This window comes from Crossiella sp. CA198 (genome assembly GCF_052078295.1).
In the GTDB taxonomy this organism is placed as follows: domain Bacteria; phylum Actinomycetota; class Actinomycetes; order Mycobacteriales; family Pseudonocardiaceae; genus Crossiella.
In genome coordinates this window covers 165,786-191,646 of the sequence record NZ_JBQJIM010000008.1, presented here as the reverse complement: position 1 = coordinate 191,646, position 25,861 = coordinate 165,786, and the positions used below count along the sequence as shown (strand labels likewise).

Here is a 25,861-nt window from a genome sequence, read left to right as displayed (position 1 = left end):
GCCGGGTCAGGTGACGCTGAGCCGCGCCCGGGTGCCCGCGACCCTGGGCCACCACGGGGCCAGCGTCTCCGCCTCGTCCAGGGCCAACCGGGCGGCCCGGTTGTCGCCGGTGGCCATCAGGGCCCTGGCCAGGGTGGCCAGGTCGTCGGCGCGGCTGAGGGTGGCGCCGCCGTGCCGGGCGCCGGAGCGGGCCAGCATGGCGGCCCGGTCGGCGTTGCCCGCGAGCAGTTCCAGCAGGGCCTTGGTGCCGGTGAGCTTGAAACCCGGGTAGCCGAGCTGTTCGGCGTCGTCGACCGCCTGCCGCGCGGTGGGCAGGCCGGTGGCCGCGTCCAGCTGGCCGACCTCCACCGCGTTCGCGGTCAGCGCGGCCAGCGAGGCCAGCGCGAAGGCCAGGTCCCGGGGTTCCTGGGTGGGGTCGGAGACCAGGCCGATGGTCAGCGCCAGCGCTTCGGCGTAGCGGCCGCGGGCCTCCAGCAGCGCGATCCGGGTGGCGGTGGTGGTGCGCCTGCCAGGGTGTTCCCTGGAGAGTTCGGCGGTCAGCGCCTCGGCGGTCTCCAGGTCGCCGCCGTTGACCGCGTCGATGGCCTCGTTCACCAGCGGCGCGGACTGCCACTCGGCGACCCGGTGCTTGGGCAACCTGGGCAACTGGAACAGCAGCCACCCGGTGGAGGTGGTGCCCGCGTCCCGGCGCGGCAGCAGGCAGTACACGCCCGAGGCCAGCGCGCCGACGGCCAGGCCACGGCCGAACGGGGCGTCCACGACGGCGAAGGTGGCCGCCGCGGCCCCGGCGCCGCAGACCGCCGACACCGCTCCGGCCAGCCACATCCGGGACTGCGCAGGCGCGGCCCCCGGTCCGACCGACACGCCGAGCAGGATCGGCAGCAGGCGCAGCGACACCGTCCGGCGCGGCGTCCGCAGTTCGTAGACCCGGGCGCCAAGACCCAGCACCACGTCGTGCACCCGCACCCGCAGTGCCAGCGCGCCCAGGAGCAGGCCGAGCTGCAACGCCATGAGTTCGGCCAGCATGCCGATCACCGCGCCGAGCATGCCGACCACGGCCGGATCGAGGGCACGTTCCAGGGCCACCACGGCGATGGCCGCGGAGGCGATGAACATCCGTCCGGGTCGGATCGGGCGAGTCAGGGAGCCCATGCTTTCGAGACGGTACGCGGTACCAGCCGGTTCCGTCGGGCGTCCGGACGTATCCGAGGGCGACGAGGTGTGCCCGATAGGGCAGTGGCGATCCCCGCTGGTGAGCGCGGGGGTGCTAGAGGCGCTCCAGGCCGGCCAGCCCGTTCGGGAACGCGCCGGGGCGGCCGGAGCCGACGGCCGGACGGGCTGCGGGGCGACCGGTTCTGGTCAGGGCCGGGAGAGGACAGGGAGAGCGCATTCTCCGTGCTGCCAGGGCGGATCGGGCGGTTCCGCGCAAGGCATTTGCCGCCCAATCGGGCGAAAGTGCCGATAGCGGGCGGAAATGCGCTGGACAGCGGGTGGAGGCTTGGCGGTCGGGCCACAGCCGGGAAACCCAGGACAGTGGCGCCGGTCGCGGACGGCGCCACCTGTCCCGGTCAGGGCACCGCGGGTGTGCCGCCCGGCACCACCGGCAGACCGGCCGCCTTCCACGCCCGGAACCCGCCGACCAGGTCGGTGGCCCGGTGCAGGCCCAGCCGCTGCACGTCCCTGGCGGCCAGGCTGGAGGAGTAGCCCTCGTTGCAGACGATGATCACCGGCCGGTCGGCGTCCAGGCCCGGCAGGCGCCACTGGCCGCGCGGGTCCAGCCGCCACTCCAGCACGATCCGCTCCACCGGCACCGCGTCCGGGATCTCGCCCTCGGCGGCCCGGTTGGCCAGTGGCCGGATGTCCACCACCAGCGCGCCCGCCTGGCGCAACTCCTCGGCGGCCGCCGGTTCCACCCGGTCCAGCACGGCCCTGGCCTGCGCCAGCAACTCCTCGACGGTCTGGGTCATCGGCTCTCCTCCGGCGGCGTGCGCGGTTCGGGCACCACGACGTACTCGGCCAGCGTGGCGTACTCGGTGGTCGGCAGCAGCGGCGGCGAGTAGGCGTGCACGCTGGCCGCGCCGGGCACGCCCAGGTTGCGCACCTGATGCGCCCGGCCGCGGCCGAAGGCGACCGTGGTGCCGGTGGCCCGGTCAGCCGAGCGGATCGGGCCGCCCGGGTAGCGGTAGTCCTCGCGCAGTTCGCCCTGCAGCACGGTGAACGAGCCGGACGCGCCGCCGTGGTCGTGCGGCAGGGTGCCCTGGCCCTGGGCCCAGGACAGCAGCCACAGCTCCACGCCCTCGGTCAGCGCCAGCCGCGCCCACCAGCGTTCCTCGGTGCCGAATTCCAGGATGGACAGCAGCGGCGTGGTCAGCTCACTGGTCACCGTGGTGGTCAGGCCGCGCAGTTCCCCCGGGGTCCACAGCGGGCGGCGCGGGTGCAGCAGATCGTGCAGGTAGGGCAGGTCCAGGGCCGGGTGGATCTCCGGACGGGACAGGGAAGTCCTCACGTGCTCGCTCCAGGTCGCGGGTGGCTTCGATGGGTGCGGAGCCAGACGCGGCGCGGCGCCGGTCCAGAACGCGCGTGGGCGTGCGGACCAGCGAAGAAAGGGAGAGACGCTGAGCGGAGAGGGCTCAGCGGCCGCGCCGCGTCAGCGGACACGCGCAACTGGCGACCCGGAGCAGGTCGATAGTGCGGTCACGCCATAGCGGCGGGCAGATCATGAGCCGATCGTGCCAGAAACCTGACCCTGTTGTCAGTGCCATCCCATCTGGCGGGCCGGATCACCTGCTCGCCCGCAACAACATCAGGGTGCGGCCGGGCACCGGCAGCGGCGTGCCCGGCGCGAGTGGGCCGGGCAGCGTGGGCGCCCCGTCCGGCGACCCGGTGTCCAGGACCTGCTCGAAGCAGCGCGCGTACTCCGGGCCGGGCAGCACGAACTCCACCGGCGCCGGATCGGCGTGCAGCACCAGCAGCCAGGAGTGATCCTCGACCTGCTCGCCGGAGCGGGTGTGGCTGCGGCAGTCCGCGCCGTCGATCCACATGCCCAGGGAGTGCCGGGAGCCGTCGAACCAGTCCGTCTCGGCCATCTCCTGGCCGTCCGGGCGCAGCCACACCAGGTCCGGCTCGTCCTCCGGGGTGGCCCTGCCCTCGAAGAACTCGGTCTGGCGCAGGGCAGGGCACTGCCGCCGCAACCCGATCACCCGGCGGGTGAAGGAGAGCATCGCGAAGGCGGGCGAGCCCGGCACGGTCGGCCCGGTCCAGTCCAGCCAGGAGATCTGGTTGTCCTGGCAGTAGGCGTTGTTGTTGCCGCCCTGGGTGCGCCACAGCTCATCGCCCGCGGTCAGCATCGGCACGCCGGTGGCCAGCAGCAGCGAGGACATCAGGTTGCGGGCCTGCCGGGCACGCAGGGCCAGCACCGCGCCGTCGGCGGTCTCGCCCTCCACACCGTGGTTCCAGGACCGGTTGTCGTTGGCCCCGTCCCGGTTGTCCTCGCCGTTGTCCTCATTGTGCTTGTCGTTGTAGGAGACCAGGTCGCGCAGGGTGAAGCCGTCGTGCGCGGTCGCGAAGTTCACCGACTGCCACGGCCGCCTGCCATCGTCGGCGTACAGGTCGGAGGACCCGGTGAGCCGGTAGGCCAGATCGCGGACATCGGTGCTGGTGCGCCAGAAATCCCGCACGGTGTCCCGGAACCGGCCGTTCCACTCCGCCCACTGCACGCCGAAATCGCCGACCTTGTAGCCCTCGCCGGTGGCGTCCCACGGCTCGGCGATCAGCTTGCGCTGGCACAGCAGCGGGTCGGTGGCGATCGCGGTGAGCAGCCCGGCGTGCGGGTCGAAACCGCCGCCGCCCGGCCTGCCCAGCACGCTGGCCAGGTCGAACCGGAACCCGTCCACGCCGAGTTCGCCCGCCCAGTACCGCAGTGAGTCGGTGACCAGCCGGACCACCGTGGGCGAGCCCGCGTCCAGGGTGTTGCCGCAGCCGGTGAGGTCGAAGCCGCCGCCGCCCGGTCCGTGCAGGTAGTAGGCTGGCGCGTCCAGGCCGCGGAAGCTCAGCGTGGGGCCGTCCAGGCCGCCCTCGCAGGTGTGGTTGAACACCACGTCCAGCAGCACCTCGATGCCGGCCGCGTGCAGGGCGGCGACCATTTCCCGGAACTCCTCGACCTCCCGGCCGGGTTCGCTGGCGTAGGCCGCGTGCGGGGCCAGGAAGCCCAGGGTGGAGTAGCCCCAGTAGTTGTGCCGCCCGGCCCTGGCCAGCGCTGGCTCGTCGGCGAAGGAGTGCACCGGCAGCAGTTCCACCGCGGTCACCCCGAGCCGGACCAGGTGCTCGATGACCACCGGGTGCGCCACGCCCAGGTAGGTGCCGCGCAGGTGCGGTGGCACGGCAGGGTGGCGCTGGGTGAAGCCGCGCACGTGCAGCTCGTAGACGACCGTCTCCTCCCACGGCACCTCCGGCCGCGGCCCGGTGTCCGGCCCGCCGGGCGCGGTGACCACCGAGAGCGGCACGCTGCCCAGCGAGTCCACCGCGGACGGGATGCCGCTCATCGGGTCCTCGCCCAGATGGCCCAGTGTCGCGTCCAGATCGGTGACAGTGCCGCTGATCCGCCTGGCGTAGGGGTCGAGCAGGATTTTCGCCGGGTTGCAGCGCACCCCGCGGTAGGGCTCGTACGGGCCGTGCACCCGGTAGCCGTAGCGCTGGCCAGGGGTCACGCCGGGGATGAGGCCGTGCCAGACGCCGAAGGTGCGCTCGGTCAGCTCGTACCGGCGTTCCACCAGGCCACTCGGCCCGTCCTCGACCAGGCACACCTCGACTGCCTCGGCGGATGCCGAAGCCACCGCGAACCGGACGCCGCCGGGTTCGGGATGCGCCCCGAGCGGGAACGGCCTTCCGGCGAGCACCTGGGTGTCGACCTCGGCAGTCATGGCCTTGATCTTGCCTCCTCCGGGGCCGGTTGCGGGAGCGCCGAGCGGTCGGCGTGCCTCCCCGGTGGACGGGCCCGGGAGCGGGATGACAAGAATGGGGTCCGTGACCGAGCACGGCGGGCTGCCGGCCAGCGGGGCCAACGGTGTCGATGTAACCGATCTGGTGGTGCGCATGGACACCGTGGGTGTCCGAAGAGGGCGCACCACGCTGGTCCGTGGAATTGACTGGCGGGTGGAGCTGGACGAGCGCTGGGTGGTGCTGGGCCCGAACGGGGCAGGCAAGACCACCCTGCTGCGGCTGGCCGGCGCCGAGATGCATCCGACCTACGGGACGGTGCACATCCTCGGCGAGAAGATCGGCCGCACCGACGTCTTCGAGCTGCGCCCGCGGATCGGCTTCTGCTCGGCCGCACTGGCCGCCAGGGTGCCGGGCGAGGAACTGGTGCGCGACCTGGTGGTCAGCGCCGGGTACGCGGTGCTGGGGCGCTGGCGGGAGGACTACGACCAGCAGGACACCCGCCGCGCCGACGAGCTGCTCAAGGCGATGGGCATCGCGCAGCTGGGTGACCGGACCTTCGGCACGCTGAGCGAGGGCGAGCGCAAGCGCACGCTGATCGCCCGCGCGCTGATGACCGACCCGGAGATGCTGCTGCTGGACGAGCCCGCGGCCGGCCTGGACCTGGGTGGCCGGGAGGACCTGGTGGCCCGGCTCTCCGAGCTGGCCATGGACCCGGACGCGCCGGCCATGGTGCTGGTGACCCACCACGTGGAGGAGATCCCGCCCGGCTTCACCCACGCGCTGCTGCTGCGCGAGGGCGGCGTGGTGGCCCAGGGCCTGCTGGACGACGTGCTGACCGAGGACAACCTCTCCGCCGCCTTCGGCCAGAACCTGACCTTGCAGCGCAACGGCGACCGGTTCTTCGCCTGGCGGAAGTGAGCGCCGGAGCCAGCCGGGTTACTGCGCGGTAGCCTTCCTCTCGCAAGCATGGGTCAGCGCGAGGAGGGCACCAGCGTGGGTGAGTTCGTCAGGCTCGAAGTCGACGGTGGGGTAGGCACCATCCGGTTGGACCGGCCGCCGATGAACGCGCTGAACAAGCAGGTCCAGGAGGAGATCCGGGCCGCCGCGACCGAGGCCGCCACCAGGGCCGACGTGCGCGCGGTGATCGTCTACGGCGGCGAGAAGGTCTTCGCGGCCGGGGCGGACATCAAGGAAATGGTCAACATGTCCTACGCGGACATGGCCGCCCGCGCTGGGGCGCTGTCCTCGGCGCTGTCCTCGGTGGCGGAGATTCCCAAGCCGACCGTGGCCGCGATCACCGGGTACGCCCTGGGCGGCGGGTTCGAGCTGGCGTTGTGCTGTGACCGGCGGATCGCCGGGGACAACGCCAAGGTGGGGCAGCCGGAGATCCTGCTCGGCATCATCCCTGGTGCCGGTGGCACCCAGCGGCTGGCGCGGCTGGTCGGGCCGAGCAAGGCCAAGGACATCGTCTACACCGGCCGGTTCGTCGGCGCCGAGGAGGCGCTGCGGATCGGCATGGTGGACGAGGTGGTCGGGCCGGATGACGTCTACGCCGCCGCGCTGCGCTACGTCCAGCCGTTCCTGACCGGTCCGGCCGCCGCGCTGGCCGCGGCCAAGGCCGCCATCGACGGCGGGCTGGACAACGACCTCAACAGCGGAATGAAGCTGGAGAGCCATCTGTTCTCCGCGTTGTTCGCCACCGAGGACCAGAAGATCGGCATGACCTCGTTCGTGGAGAACGGTCCCGGAAAGGCGAAGTTCGTTGGCCGCTGACCCCACCCCCAATCCGCACGCCACGGCCGAGCAGGTCGAGGCCGCCTGGCAGGACCCCAAGCTCGCCAACGTGCTCTACCACGACTGGGAGGCGGGCACCTACGACGAGAAGTGGTCCATCTCCTACGACGAGCGCTGCATCGACTACGCGGTCGGCCGGTTCAAGGCCGCCGCGGGTGACGCCGGGCCGTACAAACACGCCATGGAACTGGGCTCGGGCACCGGGTTCTTCCTGCTCAACCTGATGCAGGGCGGGGTGGCCGACAAGGGCTCGGTCACCGACCTCTCACCCGGCATGGTCGAGGTCGCGCTGCGCAACGCGAAGAACCTGGACCTGGACGTGGACGGCCGGGTCGCGGATGCCGAACGCATCCCGTACGAGGACGAGAGCTTCGACCTGGTGGTCGGACACGCGGTGCTGCACCACATCCCGGACGTGCAGGCCGCCTTCGCCGAGGTGCTGCGGGTGCTCAAGCCCGGTGGCCGGTTCGTCTTCGCCGGCGAGCCCACCAAGGTCGGCGACTTCTACGCCCGCCGCCTGGGCCGGGTCGTGTGGTGGCTGACCACCAACCTGACCAAGCTCCCGGTCCTGGACGCCTGGCGCCGCCCCCAGGAGGAACTGGACGAGTCCTCCCGCGCGGCGGCCCTGGAGTCCGTGGTCGACCTGCACACCTTCGACCCGACCGAACTGGAGCGGATGGCCCGCGCGGCAGGCGCGACCGGCGTCCGGGCCAGCACGGAGGAGCTGACCGCGGCCCTGTTCGGCTGGCCGGTCCGCACCTTCGAGGCCGCGGTGCCGAGGGAGAAACTCGGCTTCGGCTGGGCGATGTTCGCCTACCGCACCTGGCAGCGACTGTCCTGGGTGGACGAGAAACTCCTCACCGGCCTCATCCCCCGGGAAGCCTTCTACAACGTCCTGATCACCGGCTCCAAGCCGGAGTAGTCCCAGCCCCACCCCTCGGCGGGCGGCCTCGTGCCGCTCGTCGCGGGGCGGCGGCCGCCGCCCGATACGCACCCTCCGCTCACCGCACCAGCGTGCTGACCGACACATAATCCGATGGTCGACTGGGGCACCCTGGCGGCATGACGCTGGTGGGGGCCGTGGCGGCCGAGCAGGAGTTGGCACGCTGTGCGGTGGCGGCCCGCCCGGAGTGCCCAGTCAGCCCCGACGGCAGACACTGCCAGTCCGCCACCGGCGCCCCCTACTGCCAATTCTGCGGCGCCCCGATGTAACCCACCCCCGGTGTGTTGGCCGTTGTGGACGGCGAGTTGGCCGTTGTGGGCGGTGTGTTGGCCGTTGTTGTACGGGGTGTTGGCCGTTGTGGGCGGGCGAAGCCCGAAAACCGGTGGTGGGGATGGGGAACCGGCCACGAGCACTGGCTCTTGATCTTTGCTTGTGGCTGTCAAGCCGAAGATCAAAAAAAGGATGGCCTCGCCGGCCGGGCAGACCACCGGAGGGGTGGGGCAGATCAAGAGCCGGCATGAGCAGGTTGCGGGGCGGGGTTTGGGCTGCCGGGGCCGGTTCCAGCGTGGCTCCGAGGGCTCGCGTGTTCTCCGTACGGCCTTCCGCCAGCCAACCACACCCCGATGAGCGGCCCCCGTCACGTTGGGTTGGCCGGGCGGCGGATTGTGTTGCAGGGGCCACTCATCGGGGTGTGGTCTGCATGCTCCAGGCCGTACGGAGAACACGCGAGAGCCCTCGTCGTGGGGTTTCACCCCCAACCCCACCCCCCGCTCCGTCCCACAACGGCCAACGTGGCGTACGAGTTGGGCCAACTCGCCGTCCATAACGGCCAACTCGCCGTCCACAACGGCCAACTCGGCGTCCATAACGGCCAACACTCGGGGGAGACTTAGTAGGCGCTGGTGGGGATCCAGTCGGAGTGGCCGAAGCCGACTCCGCCGGTTTGTGGTTCGAAGCTCCAGCTTTGTGCTGGGTCGGCTGGGTTGCAGGCTGTCAGCTGCACGGCTGCCCCCGGTGTTTCGGCCACCGGGGCCAGGCAGACTGCCGGGTTCGCTGTTGAGCGCAGCAGACCCTCCACCACCGCCCAGCGCTGGTTCGCCGCCCCGGTGCACTCCTGCAACTGCGCCGCCGCCCCTGGCGCCACCGCTGGGCCGGCCGGGCCCACGCAGCGGTCGTGGTTCAGCTCGATGTGCAGGGACGCCGTGGCGGGGTCTCGCCAGAAGCCCTGGTTGCCGCCGCCGGTGCAGTTCCAGGACAGCAGGCGGTAGCCGACCCGGGTCGAGTAGCCCTCGGAGTCCACGCACAGGCTGGTCTTGGTGTTGCGGAGCTGGCGGAAGTCCAGCAGGCCGCGGTACAGCGTGGCCGTGCCGGTGCTCGCGGGGTCGACGCAGGTGGCCTCGGCCCAGCCGGGGTTGGCGTAGAAGGCGGTCAGGCAGTCGCCGTAGGCGGTGTGGCCTGCTTCGTTGGGGTGGAAGGACTGCTGGCTGCCCAGGAAGGTCAGGCCGCGCGCCCAGGGGTTGTCCGTGCAGACCTCGTGGCCGTGCAGCAGGCGGCTGGTGTCCAGGTAGCGCGCGCCGGTGTTCTTCGCGGCCTGGCGGACCGCGCGCTCGAACAGCGGCACCACCTTGTTCCGGCCGAAGGCCTGGTCCTTGAGGTAGATCAGGCAGCCGCCCTGGTCCCAGCCGGGGAACTTCGGGTTGTCCTCGACGTCGGGGCTGAACGGGCTCGGATAGCTGCCGAGCACGAGCTGGTAGTCCCCGTCGCCGTAACCCGCGTCCCGCATGGTCTGCCGGAGGCTGGCGATGCCCTTCTCCAGCGACGCCTGACTGCTGTTGACCCGCTGCTGCATGACGTCGGTGTAGGTCGGCCAGCAGTTGCCTGCCAGCAGCAGTCTGCGGCCCGCGCAGTCCTTGGCCAGCGGGCCGAACTCCAGGCCGCCGTGGTCGTTGGCCCCCGACATCAGCCAGATCAGCCGGATCCGGGTGTTGCGGGCCTTGATCGCCAGGCTGTCGCCCTGGTTCAGCTCGTCGAACTGCTTCGAGCCGCTGCGGTACACCAGGTGCGTGCTCTCCGCGCCGGAGCACGCGAGGTTGAACCTCAGTTCGGTGTCGAACCGAGCCTGGTGCACCGCGGCGTCCACCGACCGGTGACAGAAGTTCACCGGTCCGTCCGTGCCGGGTTCGTAGTTGCCAACGCCCTCACCCGAGACCTGGCTGTCGCCCAGGCTGACCACCGCGGATTTGCGCTGTTCCAGCGCCCGCGGCTCGGGGCTTCCGTACAGCGCGGTCGACTCGCCCGCCCGGATCTTCTCCAGGTCCGTTGGCAGCTCGGCCACCGCGCGCACCTGGGCGGAGGCGGGCGGGGCCTGGACGGCGAGCAACCCGGCCAGACAGCTCAGCAGCAGGGCCAGACTGGTCAGCCGGAACGACGGGACGACGGCGGCACGGACGCGGGCGGTGGAGCGGGCGGTCGTGAACACCCCATCCTTGTCGCACGTCCGGCACAGCGGTGGAACCCTCGGGGACGCCGGGTCACCCGAGGGATCCACGCATGTACCCGGCAGGTTGACCCTTGCCGGTGCAAGTGTCAGCGCGTAGCCGGGACTCCGGAGGTCAGCCGGTCCAGCACGAATCGGCTGACCTCGGCCACGTCGGCGTCCAGCAGCACGTCGATCCGCCGGCCGGTGGCATCGGGCATCCGGTTGCCGAAGGTCGCGCCGCGGCCGGGTCCGGTGCCGCAGTCCACCTCCACCGGCAGCGCGGTCCGCCGCAGCATCCCGGGCCGGGCCGCCTCCAGCACGGCCAGCACGTCGTGCAGCGCCACCTCGTCCACCCCGTAGAAGGCCAGGTACTGCCGCCGGTAGTGGTCGACCACCTTGGCCAGCGTCTCGGCCGGACCGCCCGCGGCGGCCAGTTCGGCCAGCCAGGCGCTGTCCACCGCGCAGCGCAGGGACAGGTCCAGCGGGACCAGGCTGGTCGGCACGTCCTCTTCGACCAGCACCCGGCGGGCCGCCTCCGGGTCGCTCCAGATGTTGAACTCGGCCGCGGGCGTGGTGTTCCCGGCGGCCAGCCCGCCACCCATGATCGAGAGCCGGCCGATCCTCGGCTTCAGCTCCGGGTAACTGGCCAGCAGCAGCGCCACGTTGGTCAGCGGGCCGATGGCCACGATGGTCACCGGCGACTCGGCCGCGCGCAGGGTGTCGGCCATCAGCTGGACCGCGCCCCTCGGGTCCGGCGCGGCGGCGGGCTCGGGCAGCAGCGCGGACTGGCCGCCGAGGCCGTCCGTGCCGTGCCAGCCCTCCGCGCGGAAGGCCGCCGGGTAGACCAGCGGACGATCAGCGCCGATGCCGACCGGGATATCAGTCCGGCCCAGCATGGTGAGCAGCCGGAGAGCGTTCGCGCTGGTCAGCTCGGGTCCGACGTTGCCGAACACGGTGGTCACCGCACGCAGGTCCAGCTCGGGGCTGTTCACCGCGAACAGGAACGCGACCGAGTCGTCGATGCCAGGGTCGGTGTCCAGGATCAGGGGCGTGGGGCTCATGCGAGCACCTCCTCAACTTCTGTCTGGGTGGGCAGCGCGGGCTGGGCGCCGTGCCGGGTGGCGGTGAGCGCGCCGACCGCGCAGGCCCGGCGCAGCGCCTCGGTGTCGGAGCGGCCTTCGAGCAGGCCGAGCATCAGCGCGGCGGTGAAGGCGTCCCCGGCCGCGGTGCCGTCCACCGCGGTCACCCTCGGCGGCGCGGCCTCGGCCACGATCTGCCCGTCCCTGCGCAGCTCCGCGCCCTTGGCGCCGTGCGTGATGGCCACCGTGCGGGCCAGCTCGATGTTGTCGATCTGCTCGAACTCGCTCTGGTTGACCACGACCAGGTCGGCCCTGCGCAGCACCTCAGCGGGCACCGGGCGGGCCGGGGCGGCGTTGAGCGCGAAGAAGCCGGTGGCGTGCTCGGCCGCGGCGACCACGGCCGCCTCCGGCACCTCCAGCACGGTCAGCACCCCGTCCGCGCCGGTGAGCTGCGCCGGCCGCACGCTCAGGTGCGCGTTGGCGCCGGGCACCACCACGATGGTGGTCTCGGCGGACTCGTCGACCTGGATCAGCGCCAGCCCGGTCGGTCCCGGCACCACGGCCAGCTCGGACAGGTCGACCCCGGCCGCCCGCAGCAGGGCCAGCGCGTCCTCGGCCAGCGCGTCGTCGCCGACCGCGGCCACCAGGCGCACGTCCGCGCCCAGCCTGCGCGCGGCCAGGGCCTGGTTGGCCCCCTTGCCGCCGGGGGCCTGGTCGTAGTGGGTGGCGGTCAGCGTCTCGCCGGGACGGGGCAGGACGGGCAACCGGGCGATGAGATCGAGGTTGACGCTGCCGACAACGGTGATGGATACAGGCACGGCCCCTATCCTGCCTATTACTGGCCCGTTAGGGTCTCGATTTCATGACGAGCATGTGGGGCGCGCCGCTCGCGTCGCGTCTGGGTTCGTGGCGGAAGTCACGGCGGGACCCGCGGCAGGCGAAGTTCCTGACCGTGGCCTCCCTGCTCTGGGTGATCAAGCACCGCGCCTGGACGCCCTGGTACCTGGTCCGCTACTGGCGGCTGTTGAAGTTCCGGCTGCTCAACCCGCACGTGATCCTGCGCGGCATGGTCTTCCTCGGCCGCAAGGTCGACCTGCACTGCAGGCCGGGTTACGGGCGGCTGGAGATCGGCCGCTGGGTGCACATCGGCGACGGCAACGCGATCCGCTGCCACGAGGGTTCGCTGCGCATCGGCGACAAGGCGGTCTTCGGCAAGGACAACGTGGTCAACTGCTACCTCGACATCGAGATCGGCGCCTCCACCCTGGTCGCGGACTGGGTCTACATCTGCGATTTCGACCACGTCACCGCGGACATCCACCAGCCGATCAAGGACCAGGGCATCGTGAAGACCCCGGTCCGGCTGGGCCCGGACTGCTGGCTGGCCACCAAGGTCACCGTCTTACGCGGGACCAGGATCGGCCGCGGTTCGGTGCTGGGCGCGCACGCGGTGGTCAAGGGCGATATTCCGGAGTACTCGATCGCGGTCGGCGCACCGGCCAGGGTGGTCCGGGACCGGCGCGCGGACTACGAGGCGGACGCCGCCCGGCGGGCCGCCGTGGCCGACATGGCCCGCAAGGCCAAGGAGGCCATGCGGCAGACCCAGGGCGAGTAGGCCCGGCCCGGCGGCGCGGTCATCGGCCGCGCCGCCCGGCCGGCTCAGCCGACCCGGATGTGCCGGAGCTGGACCTGCCAGCGCCGCAGCTGGGCGGTCAGCGCGTTGTCCCGGTTGGGCAGCAACCGCAGTCCGGCCCCCGCGGCCACCAGCTCGGCGACCTCGGCGACGGTGCGGTCCACGGTGGGCACGTGCGTGGCGAAGAGCGGATCGGCCAGCGCGGCGGCACAGCGGTCGTACTGCAGCGCGGCCCAGCCGTTGCGGGTCTCACCCCGGCTGCGCAACCGCCGCAGCAACAACTCCCGGTCCGGCACGACCAGCGTGTGATGGCTGACCTCGTGCCCGCGCTCGCGCAGCCAGCCGATGATCTCCTCGTAGTAGGCGGGATTCACCAGCGTCATCGGCACGATCACCACCCCGGCCGCGTCCATGGCGACCTGGTCCAGCATCTCCCTGGTGCCGGTGCGCCACAGCGGGATGTCCTGGAAGTCACCACGGCTGTCCCTGGGCATCATCCGATGCATCCCGCAGCCGAGGTGCTCGGGATCGGCGATGTGACTACCGGGCAACCGACGCTGGATCTCGTGCGCGACCTGGGTCTTGCCTGCGCCGAAGGTTCCGTTGATCCACAACAGCATGTCCTCGAAGCTACCCGGACCAGGACCAGGTATCACCCGTTCAGTCCAGCACCGCCCGGCGAAGGGCGGCTTAGAGTGCTCCTTCCTGTCGTCGTCGGGGCTGAACAGCGCGAGGTGAATCGTGGCTGTGTCCCGATTGTGGCTGGTGGCCGGAGTGTGCTGGACAGGCGCGCTGCTCGCCGGCTGTGGCTCGCCCCCGGCGGGGCAACCGTCCCGGGTGCCGGAGACCTCGTTCAGCACCACCGGGACCACCACCGCGGCAACCACCACCACAACCGTTCCGGCGCCCCCGCCGATGCCGTCGCAGCCGCCCCCGCCGCCCGTGCCGCAGACCTCGGCCAGGCCGCCCGCGCCGCCGCGGACCACCCCGAAACCGCCGCCTCCGCCACCGCAGCCGAAAACCGACCGGCGATACCGGACCTGCAAGGAGGCCAAGGCGAACGGCCTCGGCCCGTACTACCTCGGCGTCGATCCCGAATATCACTGGTACAAGGACGCCGACCACGACGGCAAGGTGTGCGAGTAGCTACTCCCGGCCGAAGACGTTGCCGGAGGGGATCTTCGGCCGCCCCAGCACCGGGTGCGGCCGACGGCCGGTCGCCGCGTACACCGCCGCGGTGTCGGCCGCGATCAGATCCCAGTTGAAGTCCGTGGACAGCCGCGCCTTGGCCGCCTTCGCCCGTCGCTTGGCCGCGGCCGGATCGTCCAGCACCGCGCGCACCGCGCTGGTCAGCCCGTCCAGGTCGCCCGGGGTGAACGACAACCCGGTGCGCCCGTCGCGCACCACCTCGCCCAGGCCGCCCGCGGTGGAGGCGACCAGGGGCGCGCCCGCGGCGGCGGCTTCCAGGGCGACGATGCCGAAGGGTTCGTAGCGGCTGGGCAGGATGACGGTGTCGGCGGCGGGCAGCAGGGCGGAGAGGGCCTGGTCGGAGAGGTGGCCGACGAAGTCGACGGCGCGCCGGACGCGGAGTTTGCGGGCCGCGGCGACCAGGTGTGGTTCGTGGATTCCCTTGCCTGCCACCACGAGTCGCGCGCCGGGGTGCGAGCGGCGGATCCGGGGCAGGGCGGCGAGCAGGTCCTGGACGCCCTTCTCCCATTCCAGCCTGCCGAAGAAGAGCAGCAGCGGCGCGCCGTCGGGGGCGTGCGTGGCGCGGGCGCGGGCCACCTCGGCCTGGTCGACCCGCCAGCGGCGGGGCTCGATCCCGTTGTGCAGCACGGTGATCAGCTCCGGCTCGACCTCGAACAGGTGCAGTGCCTCATCACGCATGGCGGCCGAGCAGGTGATCATGCCGTCGGAGCGGTTGGCCAGCCACCATTCCACCGAGTGGATCTGCTGGTTCAGCGTGTGGGACAGCCAGCCGCTGTGCCTGCCCGCCTCGGTGGCGTGGATGGTGGAGACCAGCGGCGCGTCCGCGGCCTCGGCCAGGGTGATCGCGGCGTGCGCGACCAGCCAGTCGTGCGCGTGCACCACCTGCGGCCGCCACGCTCGCAACAGCGCCAGGCCGGTGCGGGTCATCGCGTGTCCCATGGCCAGCGTCCAGGCGACCAGGTCGTCCTCGAAGGTCAGGTGCGCCGGGTCCTCGGCCACCCGGACCACCCGCACGCCCTCGCCGAGGACGTCCTCGCCGGGGTGGGTCACCGCGTCCGTGCCCGCGGGCTGGCGGCACAGCACCACCACGTCATGCCCTTGGGCGGCAAGGCTTTTCGCCAGTGCGTGCACATGACGGCCCAGGCCGCCGACCACGACCGGCGGGTACTCCCAGGACAACATCAGCACGCGCATGCGGACACCCGTTCCTCCCCGTGTGCGGACAACCTACCCACCGGACCCGGCCCGCAGCCCACGCGCGTCGAGCTGGCCGAACAACCCGTCCGGCGCGCGCAGTTCGGCGGCCAGCCGCAGTGCCCGCCGCCGGTCGCCCTCGCCGAGCAGCCGGGCCAGCTCGTGCGCGTGCCCGCCGTGGATCTTCGCCCGCCGCCGCGCGTAGTCGGCAGCGGAGTCCTTGGTGACCATGAACGCCCAGTCGCTGGACAGGCTCAGCAACGTCTCCCGCACCAGCTGGTCGAAGGCGAGGTCCCGGGTCGTGCCGGACAATGACGAGTCCACTGTGGACAGTACCCGGCGTTGCAGGTCCGCGCCGTCGGTGACCAGATCGGCCACCTGCTCGCCGTCCCAGACCCGCCAGTCCTTGCCCGAACCCCAGGAGGAGGCGGGCAGGTCCACCGGCGCGCCGAGGTGACCCGCCTCCAGCGCGCCACGCAGCGTGGTCACCCGCACCCCGGCTGCCGGCAGCGCGCGCAGCACCGCCTCCAGCCAGGCCGGGCCCTCATGCCACCAGTGCCCGAACAACTCGGTGTCGTAGGCGGCCACCACCAGGCCCGGTTTCCCGTCCCGCGCGGCCAGTTCGGTCAGCCTGCGCACCACGGTGTGCACGAAGTCGGCGGCGTGCCTGGCCACCGCGACCGCGGCCAGCTCCGGGTCGTAGGGCCGTTTCTGCTCCGGCGGCACGTGTTTCCCGGTGACCCTGGAGGGTTTCAGCCCGGACGGGTGGTTGTAGGTGTGGAAGTCCCGGTAGGCCGGATCGCCGGGATACCCGGCCTTGGGCGACCAGACCCGGTAGGTCACCTCAAGGTCCCGCCCGAAGCAGATCACCTCCGAGGAGCCGACTGGCCGGGCCGCCGCGGTGTCGCCGTGCAGGGCCGGACCGTCCACCAGGAACCGCCGCACCCCGGCCGCCGCGTACCCGGTCTCCATGCCCGGCGCGTACCCGCACTCCGGCGCCCAGATCCCCTCCGGCGCCCGGCCCACCCGGGACGCGGTGTCGGCCAGCCCCAGCCGCAACGCGAACTCGCGCAGTCGCGGATCCAGCAACGGCTGGAACGGATGGGTGGCCGGACCACCCAGCAACTCGATGATCCCGTTGTCCGCCAACGGTCGCAGCACCGGGGAGAACCCGTGCCGCCACCGCGACTCGAACTCGGCCAGCGTCTCCGACGCCTGCCGGTGCTCGGCCGCGGCCAGCTCGCGCAGCAGCGGATCGCCCTGCCGCCACTGGGCGCCGGCGAAATGCGCGCGGGTGAGCCAGGAGCCCAGCCAGTGGTGGTAGGCGCGCACGGAATAGGGATCGTCCAGCTGCGCGGCCAGCACCGGCGTCACGCCCAGGGTCAGCACATCCCGGCGACCCTCGGCGGCGAAGTGCTCCAGCATCCGCAGCAGCGGCTGGTAGGAGTGCGCCCAGGCCTGGTACAGCCATTCCTCGCCGACCGGCCACACCCCGTGGTGGCTCAGCCAGGGCAGATGGCTGTGCAGCACCAGGCTGAAACTGCCGATCGGCTCCGCGCTCACGGCCGCACCGCCACGGCCACCAGGTCCAGGCTGGCGTCGATGTCCTCGGTGTGGATGGCGAAGTCCGCGACCCCGACCCCGGCCACATCGCCCAGCAACGGCTCCGGCCACGGCCCGTCCCCGAGCACCACCGCCACCTGCGCCTCGATGATCGACCCGCCGTGCGCGGCGTCCAGCGCGCGCAGCCGCGGCCCGTGGTGCAACCCGGCCAGCAGCTCCACCCGGAAACCCGCCGCGCGCACCAGCTCGTCCAGCTCGGCCGCGGCCAGTTCCCGGGTGTGGAAGGGGTTCAGCGGGGTGTCCCGACCCGGCGAGAAGGTGATCCGGTTCGGCGTGGTCAGCAGCAGCCGCCCACCCGGCCGCAGCACCCGCAGGCATTCGGCCAGGAACCCCGGCTGGTCCCACAGGTGCTCGATCACCTGCAGATTGGCCACCACGTCGATCGCGCCGTCGGCGAAGGGCAGCGCGACCAGGTTCCCGCGCAGCACCGACACCCGCGGATAGCACGTGGCCACGTGCGCCACGGTCAGCTCGTCGTAGTCCAGCCCGACCACCCGCGCGGCCACCGAGGCGATCAGATCCGCCCCGTAGCCCTCCCCGCAGCCCGCCTCCAGCACGGTCGCGCCCGCGCAGTGCGGCAACAGCGCCGCGTACGCCGCCTCGTGCCGACGGAACCAGTAGTTTTCCTCGGCGATGCCCGGGACAGTGCGCTCACCGGTGAGCGGCAGCGATTCGGCGGTCACCCGTCGTACCCTACCGGTCAGTAACTCCAGGTACGAGGGTCAGCCCGGCTTCTGCTCGGCGGTACGGCCGGCAAGCCGGTGGAGTAGCTCTGTCGCCAGCTGGTGAAACTCCTGGTAACACTTCCGGACAAGCACCCCTGTGCTGCCCAGTGCGCCGTCCGCGGGTAGCAGGGCGAACATCGGCTTCCGGTGTTCCTGGGCGAGCAGCGAAAGGGTCCGATAGTTCCTGATCGTGGCCAGCTCGTGTTGTGTGCCCGGTTCACTCGTCGGTTCGTCCAGCAGGGCCTCGGCGAAAATCCGCGGAAGTGCCTCCACTCGTTGCTGGTAGGTCAGTGATGGGCGGTCGATGCGCGTGATCGCGGACCGCACCAGCACATAACCGAGCGGGTGCATGCGTCCAACCGGAGCCGCGATGTCGCCGGGCACCTGCGGCAGCAGATCCTGTTGCCAGGTGGCTCGCCAGTTTCGCAGGCTTGCTCCGAGCGAACGCAAACCTCGGACCGAGTAGCTGTCCGTGGTCACCGGGACCACCACGGTGTCGGCGGACAACAGGGCCACCCGATTGACAGCACCCAGGTTGGGACCGAGGTCAATCAGCACGAAGTCCGCGTCCACCAGTTTTTCGGCAGCCGCGATGACCTGGTGGATCGCGGTCACCTTCCGGACTGAACCGAGATCGTCATTACGGAGGGTCCGCGCCCAGGCATCGTGCAGCCCGTCTTCGAAGTCCCCGATGCCGATGTCGCCTGCCAGCAGCCAGAGTCCATCGGTCGCTTCCAGGAGGTCGGGCGCGGCTATGTCGCCGCGACCGCGCATGAGCGGATCCAGCGCGTCCGTGATGGTGGAGATCGTCGGCTGGGCTGCCACCAGTGACAGGTCCTCGTCCTGGAGAAACAGCGACGTCAGATCGGCTTGCGGGTCAAGATCCACTGCGAGCACGCGATGTCCGAGTCGTTGCAACATGTGTGCCAGGTGGTAGGTCAACGTCGTCTTGCCCACCCCGCCCTTGTTGTTGAACAACGCGATGGACGTCATGTCGCTCTCCTGAGTACGACGGTCCACGACGAATCGTCCACCGTGAACTCGGGCGGTGGATTGCCGTTGCGATCCAGGGCGGCCCGGATCCGGCCGATTCCCCGGCCGAATCGGTTGACATAACCGAGCGACTTCATTGCCGCTGCCAGCGAAGGGTTGCGGTAGTCGTTGACCCGATCGAAGTTGTCCTCGCGCACCTGTCCGTACGGGCCACCCGGGTTTGTCACCTCGATCCGATCGTCGAACCACACGATTCGCACCGGCGCGTAGGAGGATTGGTAGTTCCGGTGCATGACCGCGTTCATGCAGACCTCGCGCAACGCCTCGAACGGGTAGTCGGGTCGCTGTTCCTCGCGAAAGCCGTCGTGGTCGGTCAGTCGCGTGTGCAGGTGCCCGCGCAGCACGGCGGCGAGTCTGGTCGCGCTACCCACGATGTTGGACCGGAGTTCCTGCTCGTCGGACACCGCCGCGTCCAGATCAACGCCCTGATAGCGGACGAACTGGACGTAGGCACCCGGAATATGGGCACTCGGATCGATGCCGAGCACGAGCACGCCGACCACCGTGGGCACGTCGTCGGAGGTGGCCATGCGCAAGGACGCGAGCTGAAGTTCGAGCGGGCGGTGGTTTTCTTCGATGATCTCGGGCGCGACCACAGCGGGCAGGTAGTCCGAGCGGAACAGCGACAGGTCCAGATCATCGAGACCGGCGCTGTGGATCGGCCGCGTGTCATACGGGCCGTCCAGGGCTCGCCGCCGTTCGCTGAGCACCCGTTCGTCATCCCGGGTCGCTTCCCGTGTGGTGGGACCGGGACGAACCCAGGCAATGCCCTTGAACCGCACCGGTGGCGTGGCCGACGCTTCGACGTGCACGCGGATGACCGGACTGCCTTGAAAACTCGCCACCTCCACCGTGAGTGAGGGGCGGTCCAGAATTCGGCCGCTGTCGCGCAGGAAGTCCGTGAGAGTCAGCAGTTCGTTGTCACTGATGTCGACTCCGGCGACCGGGGTTCCATTGTCCGCGACGCCAATCAGGAGGTCTCCACCGCCAGTCTTGGCCAGGTCGTTGGCCAAGGCGCACACGACCTGGCCAAGGCCATCCCTGTTCTTGCTTGACTGGTTGAACTCCAGGCTGACGGTCTCCTGGGTGCCCAGCAGCTCAGCAAGATCATTGCGCACACGGCCATGGTGGCACGCTCCGAGCGACCGTCATGAGGGACGCGCCTTGACGAGGGTCAGCCTCCCAGGAACAGGGACGCGCTGGCCACATCGGCCTGCTCGTACTGGATCACCGAGTCCGACCCGGCCTTGGCGAAGCGCCGGTACCGCCGCGGCACCACCTCCGCCGACTCCCGGATCGAGGCGTCCACCTCCCGGTACTTCGGCGTGAACGCCTGGCCCAGCACCCCGGCGCCGAGTGCGGGCAGGAATCCGTCCAGCTTGGCCCGTGCGGTCTCCCAGGCCTGCAGGTACTGGTCCGCGTTGTCCCGCAGCGACCGCATCGAGGCCGCCACCGCACCCAGGTCCATGTCCGCCGAACTCATCAGTTGCCTCCCAGGCCGCGGCCGGTGGTCAGGTTCTCCCAGGGGTTGATCGGCGGGCGCCGGATGATGTCGTCCTGCTCGCCCGCGATCAGCGCGGCGACGTTGTGCACGTTGGTGCTGCCCCTGGCGGAGTACCCGGAATGGCCGGAACCGGCGGTCAGCGGCTGGTCATCGGGATAGCGCGGGGGCGCGGAGCCGGTGTCGCCGCTGATCGAGGGCAGGCCGGTGCCGGGATCGCCGCCGAAGACCCCGGGGTAGGTGACCGGGTCGTCCGGGTTCTCCAGCACCAGGATCCGTTCCGGGGTCAGGCCCAGCTCGGCCGGATTCGTGGTGCCGAAGCCGGGGGAGCCCCAGATCGCGGCCCGGTCCACGCCGGTGCCCTGCAACAGGGCCAGGCCGGTGGTGGTGGAGCCGTAGGAGTGGCCGAGCGCGGTGAGCTGCGGGTCCACCGGGCGGGCCCCGTCGATGCCGCGCAGGAACCCGGCGAGGTTGTCCGCGCCTGCCCGCGCTGCCTTGTCCAGGGCCACCGTCTGCGCCGGGTCGGTGAGGCTGTCCACGGTGATCTGCGGCGCCTGGTAGCCCAGGTAGGCCACCGTGGCCACCGTTTCCTTGTCCCGGCCGTTGTTGTCCAGCACCTGCTCGGTGCGCTCCTTGAGCACCGCCAGATCGGTGTCGTAGCTGTTCAGCGCGCCGTCCACGGTGGTGGTCAGGCCGGGGGTGAACACCGCGACCTGGTTGGCGTTGTCCACATCGCCGTTGCCGATGGCCGCCTCCACCCGCTCCTTGTCGGTGGTGAGCAGCAGCAGGCTGCGGCCGTCCTTGTTGGCCACCTTCTCCACCACGTCCAGCGAGGCGAGCTTGGCGTCCAGGACGGCCAGCTGCTTGCGGTGCTCCTCGGCCTCGGCCTGCCGCTCCCAGTACAGGAACGGCTTGTCCGGGTCGTTCTCGTAGCGCCGCACCAGCTCGTCCCGTTCGGCCCGCAGCCGGGCCCGCTCCTCGGGCAGCCGGTTCATGTTGGCCTTGTCCCGGTCGGCGAACGGGATGCCGTCCCGGTTGCCGATCAGCTCCGGGTGCTCGGCGATGATCGTGTCCCGCTGGCCGTCGGTCAGGTTCTTCCACCAGTCCGCGGTGGCCTCCGGATCGTTGCCCGGCGGCGGTGGCGGGAACTTGCCAGCGGCCGGATCGGCCAGCACGGTCGCGCTCTGCCCGCCGCGGATCCGCTCGGCGGCGGCGTCGAGCAGCTGGGTCAGGTTCTCGGCGACCGCGGCGGCGTAGATCCCGGGCGCCGCGCCGCCCGCGGGGGTGGCGGCCAGCAGCAGGGTCTTGAGGAAGTTCGGCGTGCTCTCCTCGATGTACCGCGCGATCGCCTGCTTGGTGCCGCGCACCTCGGCGGCGAAGCGGCCCGCGTCCTCGCCTGCCCGGCGCATCTCGTCCTGGACCCGGCGGAACTCGGCGGAATCACGCAGCCTGCCGGCGAGCGCCTGCCCGGCCGGGTCCGCCCAGCTGCCGGGCACCTGGGCGCCGGTGTGCTCGGCCCGGTCGATGGTCTCGCTGAGCCGGACCGAGCTGTCGGTCCAGTGCCGGGACAGTTCCTCGGCCTGGTCCTCATCGGTGTCCGGCCACGGCACCTGTAGTCGGACCAGCCACCACAGCGGGCTGGACGGCTCGGCGATCGGCATGCCGGAAGTGTGTGATCGCCCGGCGGCCCGGAGAACGGGCTGGCAGCAAGCTGCCGTCAGCGCAGCGGGGAGATCGTCACGCCCAGGGCCCCTGGCCCCACGTGTGCTCCTATTATCGAGCTGACCTGCGTCAACAGGAACTCGCGGCCGTAGCTGACCCGGGCCTGGAGCTGTTCCAGCAGCTTGCGCGCCCGGTCCGGCGAGCCGAAGTGCTCCACCGCGACGTCCACCGGCCGGTCGCCCGCCCGCTCCACCGCGGCCTCCACCAGCTTCTCCAGCGCCCGTTCGGCGCCCCTGACCTTGCTGAACGGCACGATCTCGCCGCGCTGCAGGGTCAGCACCGGCTTGATGCCCAGCGCGGTGCCGATCAGGGCCGAGGCGGCGCCGATCCGGCCGCCCTTGCGCAGCCAGTCCAGGGTGTCGACGTAGATGAACTCGCTGGCGTGGTGGCAGCGGAACTGGGCGATGCCCTGGACCTGGGCCACGTTCGCGCCCGCGCCCGCCGCCTCGGCCGCGGCCAGCGCGCCGTAGCCCAGGCTCATCCCGCAGGACTGCGAGTCGATGATGTGCACCGGGATCCGGGACTGCGCGGCGGCCTCCTTGGCGGCTTCCAGGGTCTGCGAAAGCTCGCCGGAAAGATGTACGGACACCACAGCCTGCGCGCCCCGGGCGGCGGCCTCCTGGTAGGTCCAGAAGAAGGCGGCCGAGGGCGGCGGCGAGGTGCGCACCGGGATCTGGTTGCGCATGGCCTCGGCTACCTCATCCGGCGGCAGGTACGCCTCGTCGCTGGCCTTCTCGCCCACCTGCAGCTGCAGCTGGACCACGGAGATGCCCATCCGCTCGGCCAGCCCGGTCGGCAGGCAGGCCGTCGAGTCAGTGACCACTGCTACTCGCCGGTACATGGCAGGCCACGCTAGACGCCGTATTAAAGGTTTGCATCCAGGGAAGCGGTTTCAGTGCGGTATCTCGCCCCAGCGGGCACCCCGATGGTGAGCACTGTCACGAATCGGGCCTGCTGAGGCCGCCTTGCAGGCAGATTACTCGCGGGTAACATGCAGGTGGTCGAGGCCACCGTGCATTGGGGGCTTTCGACGTGGGAAGGTTCGCGAAGATCCTCCCGCACAGGTGGATGCCGTCCTTGGTCTCGGAGGTCGAAGAGGACCCATGAACATCGTCGTCCTGGTCAAGCAGGTGCCTGACACCTATTCCGAGCGCAAGCTCACCGAAGCCGACCACACGTTGGACCGTGACTCGGCCGACGCCGTGCTCGACGAGATCAACGAGCGCGCGGTCGAAGAAGCCCTCCGCATCCAGGAGGCACACGGCGGCGAGGTGACCGTGGTCGCCATGGGCCCCGAGCGCACCACCGAGGCCATCCGCAAAGCCCTGTCCATGGGCGCGGACAAGGCCATCCACCTCACCGACCCCGCACTGCACGGCTCCTGCCAGGTGACCACCGCCAAGGCGCTGGCCAAGCTGGTCAGCAGCATTGACGGCGTGGACCTGGTGATCGCGGGCAACGAGTCCAGCGACGGCCGCGGCGGCGCCGTGCCGGCCATGGTCGCCGAGGTGCTCGGCCTGCCGGTGATCACCCAGGCCAGCAAGGTCGAGCTGGATGACACCACGGTCAAGGTGCAGCGGGTCACCGACGAGGGCCTGACCTTCGTCGAGGCCACCCTGCCCGCCGTGGTCAGCGTGACCGAGAAGATCAACGAGCCGCGGTACCCGTCCTTCAAGGGCATCATGGCCGCCAAGAAGAAGCCGGTCAGCTCGCTGTCCCTGGCCGATGCCGGGATCGACGCGGGCGAGGTCGGCCTGGCCGCGGCCAGCACCAAGGTCGTCGAGGCCGCGCCGAAGCCCCCGCGCTCCGGCGGCCAGAAGATCGAGGACGACGGCACCGGCGGCACCAAGATCGTCGAGTACCTGTCCGCGCAGAAGCTCGTCTGAGCAGCAGAGGGAGGAAGACCCATGTCCGAGGTACTGGTCCTCGTCGACCACGTGGACGGCGAGATCAAGAAGTCGACCTTCGAGCTGCTGACGGCCGCGCGCTCACTCGGTGAGCCCAGCGCTGTCGTGGTCGGTTCGCCCGGCACCGCCGCCAAGCTGAAGGAGGCCCTCGCGGGCCACGGCGCGGCCAAGGTGTACGTGGCCGAGTCCGAGGAGGCGGCCACCGTGCTGATCTCCCCGAAGGTCGCGGTGCTCGCCGAGCTGGCCGGGCGGGTCAGCCCGGCCGCGGTGCTGGTCTCGGCCACCATCGACGGCAAGGAGATCGCCGGCAGGCTGGCCATCCGGATCGGTTCGGGTGTGCTCACCGACGCGGTCGACGTGGCCGCCGACGGCACCGCCACCCAGTCCGTCTTCGGTGGCGCCTACACGGTGAAGTCCCAGGTCACCTCGGGGGTGCCGATCATCTCGGTGCGTCCGGGCGCGATCGAGGCCACCCCGGCCGACGGCGCCGCGGCGGAGGAGGCCGTCACGGTCCCCGCCGCCGGTGACCGGGTCGCCCGCGTCACCGGCTCGGAGCCGGTGGTCGGCGGTGACCGCCCCGAGCTGTCCGAGGCATCCGTGGTCGTCTCCGGCGGCCGTGGCGTGGGCAGCGCGGAGAGCTTCGCCGTGGTCGAGCAGCTCGCGGACAGCCTGGGCGCCGCGGTCGGCGCTTCCCGGGCCGCCGTGGACTCCGGCTACTACCCGCACCAGTTCCAGGTCGGCCAGACCGGCAAGACGGTCGCCCCGCAGCTCTACATCGCACTGGGCATCTCCGGCGCGATCCAGCACCGCGCGGGCATGCAGACCTCGAAGACGATCGTCGCGGTCAACAAGGACACCGAGGCGCCCATCTTCGAGATCGCCGACTTCGGCATCGTCGGGGACCTGTTCAAGGTCGCCCCGCAGCTCACCGAGGAGATCGGCAAGCGCAAGGGCTGAGCACTTAGCCCGACAGGATGAAGTTGACCTCCGAGGGGGTTCCGGGGCCGGAAACGGCGTCCGGAACCCCCTCGGTCGCGTCTCGCCAGCTCACGCGGGTTTCACACTCAGGGTCTCCCCGGAGGCGGCACAGGGTCTTCACCGATTTTCCACCGACGCGTCATCGAATGGACTTTCCTCGGGCCGAATGGGCGGGTACACCGAGTGCATGACGCAGTCCAGACTGCTGGTCAGCACCGCCGCCAAGGGCGCGGACCTGTCCGATGACGCTCCGCGCTACTCCCTGCTGGTGGCCAGGGACAGCGAGGAGGTGCGCGCCGCACAGCGGTTGCGCTACCGGGTTTTCGCCGAGGAGATGGGTGCCAGCATCTCCTGTCGCACCGCTGGCGTCGACGAGGACTACTTCGACGAGTTCTGCGACCACCTGGTGGTCAGGGACGACCGGAGCCAGGAGATCGTCGGCACCTACCGGATGCTGCCGCCGGAGCGGGCCGCCGCGGCCGGGCGCCTCTACTCCGACACCGAGTTCGAGCTGAGCGCGCTCAACCCGCTGCGGGACAGCCTGGTGGAGGCGGGGCGCTCCTGTGTGCACCCGGACCACCGCACCGGGTCCGTGGTCGGGCTGGTGTGGGCGGGCATCGCCCGGTACATGCTGCTGTCCGGGCACTCCTGGCTGGCCGGTTGCGCCTCGGTGCCGCTGACCGACGGCGGGTCCTACGCGGCCAGCGTCTGGGACATCGTGCGCACCCGGCACTACGCGCCGGAGGAGTACCGGGTCACCCCGCGCAACCCGTGGGACCCCGACGGCGTGGAGCGCATCCCGCAGGCCACCCTGCCCGCGCTGCTCAAGGGCTACCTGCGGATCGGCGCCTGGGTGTGCGGACGACCGGCGCACGACCCGGAGTTCGGTGTCGCGGACATGTACGTGCTGCTGTCCATGCAGCGGGTCGACCCGCGCTACCTGAACTTCCTGCTCGGTCCGGAGTTCGCCCAGCTGCGCAACGGCCAGGGCGCGCTGCCGCCGGAACCGCGGCCCGGGGCCACGCCTTCGGGTAGTGCTCAGCCGCCAGTCAGGCGCGGTTCGCCATAGGTTCAGCCGGACTG

The 25,861-nt window shown here is 71.2% G+C and carries 25 protein-coding genes; 9 read left to right on the top strand and 16 right to left on the bottom strand.

Annotated elements, in window-relative coordinates:
- Positions 1 to 6: 6 nt before the first annotated feature.
- From ACTOWY_RS15585 to glgX, 4 genes are all read right to left on the bottom strand, one after another.
- Entirely contained in the window at positions 7 to 1,152 is a 1,146-nt protein-coding gene (locus ACTOWY_RS15585) for a hypothetical protein (protein WP_441310325.1), read from the bottom strand.
- A 416-nt stretch (positions 1,153 to 1,568) separates the two neighbouring features.
- A complete protein-coding gene (locus ACTOWY_RS15580) occupies positions 1,569 to 1,967 on the bottom strand; it encodes a rhodanese-like domain-containing protein (protein WP_441310324.1) in 399 nt (132 codons plus the stop codon).
- A complete protein-coding gene (locus ACTOWY_RS15575; protein WP_441310323.1) occupies positions 1,964 to 2,506 on the bottom strand; it encodes a cysteine dioxygenase in 543 nt (180 codons plus the stop codon). Before ACTOWY_RS15575 ends, ACTOWY_RS15580 begins: the two co-directional genes overlap by 4 nt.
- A gap of 274 nt (positions 2,507 to 2,780) precedes the next feature.
- A complete protein-coding gene (gene glgX / locus ACTOWY_RS15570) occupies positions 2,781 to 4,919 on the bottom strand; it encodes a glycogen debranching protein GlgX (protein WP_441310322.1) in 2,139 nt (712 codons plus the stop codon).
- A gap of 172 nt (positions 4,920 to 5,091) precedes the next feature.
- Here glgX and ACTOWY_RS15565 point away from each other — a divergent pair, with 172 nt between their 5' ends.
- The 4 genes from ACTOWY_RS15565 to ACTOWY_RS15550 all read left to right on the top strand — a co-directional run bounded on the left by ACTOWY_RS15565 (position 5,092) and on the right by ACTOWY_RS15550 (position 7,944).
- Positions 5,092 to 5,856: an ABC transporter ATP-binding protein gene (locus ACTOWY_RS15565; protein ID WP_246494034.1), complete on the top strand. Its 765-nt coding sequence runs from the start codon at positions 5,092 to 5,094 to the stop codon at positions 5,854 to 5,856.
- 75 nt (positions 5,857 to 5,931) lie between these two features.
- Positions 5,932 to 6,711 (top strand): enoyl-CoA hydratase/isomerase family protein, encoded by a 780-nt coding sequence (locus ACTOWY_RS15560; protein WP_441310475.1) that lies wholly within the window; start codon positions 5,932 to 5,934, stop codon positions 6,709 to 6,711.
- Positions 6,701 to 7,654, top strand: a complete 954-nt coding sequence (locus ACTOWY_RS15555; RefSeq protein ID WP_441310321.1) for a class I SAM-dependent methyltransferase — start codon at positions 6,701 to 6,703, stop codon at positions 7,652 to 7,654. Before ACTOWY_RS15560 ends, ACTOWY_RS15555 begins: the two co-directional genes overlap by 11 nt.
- Before the next feature lie 140 nt (positions 7,655 to 7,794).
- Complete coding sequence (locus ACTOWY_RS15550) at positions 7,795 to 7,944, top strand: hypothetical protein (protein ID WP_441310320.1); 150 nt, start codon at positions 7,795 to 7,797, stop codon at positions 7,942 to 7,944.
- Between the two features lie 620 nt (positions 7,945 to 8,564).
- On the opposite strand, the gene ACTOWY_RS15545 is transcribed toward ACTOWY_RS15550, so the two are convergent.
- The 3 genes from ACTOWY_RS15545 to ACTOWY_RS15535 form a co-directional block, all read right to left on the bottom strand.
- Positions 8,565 to 10,154: a ricin-type beta-trefoil lectin domain protein gene (locus ACTOWY_RS15545; RefSeq protein WP_441310319.1), complete on the bottom strand. Its 1,590-nt coding sequence runs from the start codon at positions 10,152 to 10,154 to the stop codon at positions 8,565 to 8,567.
- Positions 10,155 to 10,261: 107 nt separating this feature from the next.
- Positions 10,262 to 11,215: a nucleoside hydrolase gene (locus ACTOWY_RS15540; protein ID WP_441310318.1), complete on the bottom strand. Its 954-nt coding sequence runs from the start codon at positions 11,213 to 11,215 to the stop codon at positions 10,262 to 10,264.
- A complete protein-coding gene (locus ACTOWY_RS15535; protein ID WP_441310317.1) occupies positions 11,212 to 12,051 on the bottom strand; it encodes a ribokinase in 840 nt (279 codons plus the stop codon). The genes ACTOWY_RS15540 and ACTOWY_RS15535 overlap by 4 nt, the downstream gene beginning before the upstream one ends.
- Before the next feature lie 44 nt (positions 12,052 to 12,095).
- Here ACTOWY_RS15535 and ACTOWY_RS15530 point away from each other — a divergent pair, with 44 nt between their 5' ends.
- Complete coding sequence (locus ACTOWY_RS15530; protein ID WP_441310316.1) at positions 12,096 to 12,848, top strand: acyltransferase; 753 nt, start codon at positions 12,096 to 12,098, stop codon at positions 12,846 to 12,848.
- Between the two features lie 44 nt (positions 12,849 to 12,892).
- Here ACTOWY_RS15530 and ACTOWY_RS15525 read toward each other — a convergent pair whose 3' ends face one another.
- Positions 12,893 to 13,486 (bottom strand): AAA family ATPase, encoded by a 594-nt coding sequence (locus ACTOWY_RS15525; RefSeq protein WP_441310315.1) that lies wholly within the window; start codon positions 13,484 to 13,486, stop codon positions 12,893 to 12,895.
- Positions 13,487 to 13,607: 121 nt separating this feature from the next.
- Here ACTOWY_RS15525 and ACTOWY_RS15520 point away from each other — a divergent pair, with 121 nt between their 5' ends.
- Entirely contained in the window at positions 13,608 to 14,012 is a 405-nt protein-coding gene (locus tag ACTOWY_RS15520; protein ID WP_441310314.1) for an excalibur calcium-binding domain-containing protein, read from the top strand.
- Here the strand turns inward: ACTOWY_RS15520 and ACTOWY_RS15515 are convergent, their stop codons facing one another.
- Genes ACTOWY_RS15515 through ACTOWY_RS15480 form a run of 8 tightly spaced genes read right to left on the bottom strand, consistent with a single transcriptional unit; the run spans position 14,013 to position 22,734 of the window.
- A complete protein-coding gene (locus ACTOWY_RS15515; RefSeq protein WP_441310313.1) occupies positions 14,013 to 15,269 on the bottom strand; it encodes a glycosyltransferase family 4 protein in 1,257 nt (418 codons plus the stop codon).
- A 33-nt stretch (positions 15,270 to 15,302) separates the two neighbouring features.
- Entirely contained in the window at positions 15,303 to 16,832 is a 1,530-nt protein-coding gene (locus tag ACTOWY_RS15510) for a 1,4-alpha-glucan branching protein domain-containing protein (protein ID WP_441310312.1), read from the bottom strand.
- Positions 16,829 to 17,575, bottom strand: a complete 747-nt coding sequence (locus ACTOWY_RS15505; RefSeq protein ID WP_441310311.1) for a methyltransferase domain-containing protein — start codon at positions 17,573 to 17,575, stop codon at positions 16,829 to 16,831. The genes ACTOWY_RS15510 and ACTOWY_RS15505 overlap by 4 nt, the downstream gene beginning before the upstream one ends.
- 39 nt (positions 17,576 to 17,614) lie before the next feature.
- A complete protein-coding gene (locus ACTOWY_RS15500) occupies positions 17,615 to 18,610 on the bottom strand; it encodes a ParA family protein (RefSeq protein WP_441310310.1) in 996 nt (331 codons plus the stop codon).
- Complete coding sequence (locus ACTOWY_RS15495) at positions 18,607 to 19,788, bottom strand: ATP-binding protein (protein WP_441310309.1); 1,182 nt, start codon at positions 19,786 to 19,788, stop codon at positions 18,607 to 18,609. Before ACTOWY_RS15495 ends, ACTOWY_RS15500 begins: the two co-directional genes overlap by 4 nt.
- Positions 19,789 to 19,844: 56 nt before the next feature.
- On the bottom strand, positions 19,845 to 20,153 hold the full coding sequence (locus ACTOWY_RS15490; RefSeq protein ID WP_441310308.1) for a hypothetical protein: 309 nt from the start codon (positions 20,151 to 20,153) through the stop codon (positions 19,845 to 19,847).
- Entirely contained in the window at positions 20,153 to 21,832 is a 1,680-nt protein-coding gene (locus ACTOWY_RS15485; RefSeq protein ID WP_441310307.1) for an alpha/beta hydrolase, read from the bottom strand. Before ACTOWY_RS15485 ends, ACTOWY_RS15490 begins: the two co-directional genes overlap by 1 nt.
- Before the next feature lie 56 nt (positions 21,833 to 21,888).
- Positions 21,889 to 22,734 (bottom strand): DegV family protein, encoded by an 846-nt coding sequence (locus tag ACTOWY_RS15480; RefSeq protein WP_441310306.1) that lies wholly within the window; start codon positions 22,732 to 22,734, stop codon positions 21,889 to 21,891.
- A 262-nt stretch (positions 22,735 to 22,996) separates the two neighbouring features.
- On the opposite strand from ACTOWY_RS15480, the gene ACTOWY_RS15475 reads away from it, so the two are divergent.
- From ACTOWY_RS15475 to ACTOWY_RS15465, 3 genes are all read left to right on the top strand, one after another.
- The gene (locus ACTOWY_RS15475; RefSeq protein WP_247760773.1) at positions 22,997 to 23,779 is read left to right on the top strand and encodes an electron transfer flavoprotein subunit beta/FixA family protein; all 783 of its coding nucleotides are present in this window, start codon (positions 22,997 to 22,999) and stop codon (positions 23,777 to 23,779) included.
- A gap of 21 nt (positions 23,780 to 23,800) precedes the next feature.
- On the top strand, positions 23,801 to 24,757 hold the full coding sequence (locus ACTOWY_RS15470) for an electron transfer flavoprotein subunit alpha/FixB family protein (RefSeq protein ID WP_441310305.1): 957 nt from the start codon (positions 23,801 to 23,803) through the stop codon (positions 24,755 to 24,757).
- Positions 24,758 to 24,965: 208 nt separating this feature from the next.
- Entirely contained in the window at positions 24,966 to 25,847 is an 882-nt protein-coding gene (locus ACTOWY_RS15465) for a GNAT family N-acetyltransferase (protein WP_441310304.1), read from the top strand.
- Positions 25,848 to 25,861 lie beyond the last annotated feature (14 nt).

What these genes read in the sequence shown, in the direction of transcription:
- ACTOWY_RS15585 (WP_441310325.1), bottom strand. Translation starts at nt 1,152, where the DNA reads ATGGGCTCCCTGACTCGCCCGATCCGACCCGGACGGATGTTCATCGCC.
- ACTOWY_RS15580 (WP_441310324.1), bottom strand. Translation starts at nt 1,967, where the DNA reads ATGACCCAGACCGTCGAGGAGTTGCTGGCGCAGGCCAGGGCCGTGCTG.
- glgX (WP_441310322.1), bottom strand. Translation starts at nt 4,919, where the DNA reads ATGACTGCCGAGGTCGACACCCAGGTGCTCGCCGGAAGGCCGTTCCCG.
- ACTOWY_RS15565 (WP_246494034.1), top strand. Translation starts at nt 5,092, where the DNA reads ATGGACACCGTGGGTGTCCGAAGAGGGCGCACCACGCTGGTCCGTGGA.
- ACTOWY_RS15550 (WP_441310320.1), top strand. Translation starts at nt 7,795, where the DNA reads ATGACGCTGGTGGGGGCCGTGGCGGCCGAGCAGGAGTTGGCACGCTGT.
- ACTOWY_RS15540 (WP_441310318.1), bottom strand. Translation starts at nt 11,215, where the DNA reads ATGAGCCCCACGCCCCTGATCCTGGACACCGACCCTGGCATCGACGAC.
- ACTOWY_RS15530 (WP_441310316.1), top strand. Translation starts at nt 12,096, where the DNA reads ATGACGAGCATGTGGGGCGCGCCGCTCGCGTCGCGTCTGGGTTCGTGG.
- ACTOWY_RS15525 (WP_441310315.1), bottom strand. Translation starts at nt 13,486, where the DNA reads ATGCTGTTGTGGATCAACGGAACCTTCGGCGCAGGCAAGACCCAGGTC.
- ACTOWY_RS15515 (WP_441310313.1), bottom strand. Translation starts at nt 15,269, where the DNA reads ATGCGCGTGCTGATGTTGTCCTGGGAGTACCCGCCGGTCGTGGTCGGC.
- ACTOWY_RS15500 (WP_441310310.1), bottom strand. Translation starts at nt 18,610, where the DNA reads ATGACGTCCATCGCGTTGTTCAACAACAAGGGCGGGGTGGGCAAGACG.
- ACTOWY_RS15490 (WP_441310308.1), bottom strand. Translation starts at nt 20,153, where the DNA reads ATGAGTTCGGCGGACATGGACCTGGGTGCGGTGGCGGCCTCGATGCGG.
- ACTOWY_RS15485 (WP_441310307.1), bottom strand. Translation starts at nt 21,832, where the DNA reads ATGCCGATCGCCGAGCCGTCCAGCCCGCTGTGGTGGCTGGTCCGACTA.
- ACTOWY_RS15480 (WP_441310306.1), bottom strand. Translation starts at nt 22,734, where the DNA reads ATGTACCGGCGAGTAGCAGTGGTCACTGACTCGACGGCCTGCCTGCCG.
- ACTOWY_RS15475 (WP_247760773.1), top strand. Translation starts at nt 22,997, where the DNA reads ATGAACATCGTCGTCCTGGTCAAGCAGGTGCCTGACACCTATTCCGAG.
- ACTOWY_RS15470 (WP_441310305.1), top strand. Translation starts at nt 23,801, where the DNA reads ATGTCCGAGGTACTGGTCCTCGTCGACCACGTGGACGGCGAGATCAAG.
- ACTOWY_RS15465 (WP_441310304.1), top strand. Translation starts at nt 24,966, where the DNA reads ATGACGCAGTCCAGACTGCTGGTCAGCACCGCCGCCAAGGGCGCGGAC.